The following is a 929-nucleotide window of genomic DNA, read 5'->3' on the forward strand; positions in this document are numbered from 1 at the left end:
AAGCTATACAGATACGGTCATGGACACCGAATACATCACTGAATCACTCACAGACGGCGCGCTATATACCCCTATCGATGATGCCGACCAGCAAGTCAAACCCTTATCTATCTTGGACACTGCCGCCAGTATGCTCAATGTCGGCATGGGCGATGAAGTGGTCTTTAATATTCAAGGGATCGAAATTATCGGGCAAATCACCAGTATTCGCACGCGCTATGAACGTGGCCCAAGCCCGTATTTTTACTTCTTATTTGAGCCGTCTGTACTGTCCGCTGCCCCGCAGATTCAATTTGCCACTGCCCACGTATCAGAAGATATGATTCCAGAGCTACAAGGCAAATTAGTACGCCAGTTCCCGGCGGTCACCACCATCGACGGTACGGCAATCGCTGAGCAAATCCAAGAGCTGGTGGTACAAATGAGCCGCTTGGTCTATGTCTTTACCCTACTGGCATTGCTGACGGGGGTCATGGTGCTGATCAGTTCGCTACTGTCTACCTCGCAAGATCGCATGAAGGACAGCGCATCATTTAGACTACTCGGTATGCAAAAGCGCGACTTATACATGCTCAACATCCTAGAGTTAGGTGTACTTGGTATTAGCGCAGCGACCTTTGCGGTCGTTATCGCCAGCGTTGGCGCATGGGCTGCGATTACTCAATGGTTTAATCTACAGTTTAGTGTGCCCTGGACGAGCTTGGCTATTGGCGGGGCAGCGTTAATCGTTTTGCTGTTTGCCATTGCCATTATTTATGTGAGACTGGTGATTGGACGTGGGATTATGGCAAGGGTGAGGGCGATGGTTTAGAGGTTATTGAATATGTTTTTTACTAGGAGAAAGAAATGTTACAAGAAAAGCTGTTTGAGCGTTATATGAGTATTGCTGAAGAGCATCAAGAGTTTTTAGAAAAATCCTTATCCTATAA

General features: G+C 47.3%; 1 protein-coding gene. It reads left to right on the forward strand.

The window, feature by feature from the left end; genetic code table 11:
* Nucleotides 1–811: FtsX-like permease family protein (locus ACS8FD_RS17740; RefSeq protein ID WP_439276823.1), on the forward strand; the 811-nt coding region annotated here is incomplete at its 5' end.
* Between the last annotated feature and the right edge of the window lie 118 nt (nucleotides 812–929).

The sequence above is a fragment of the Psychrobacter sp. 1U2 genome (assembly GCF_051847575.1).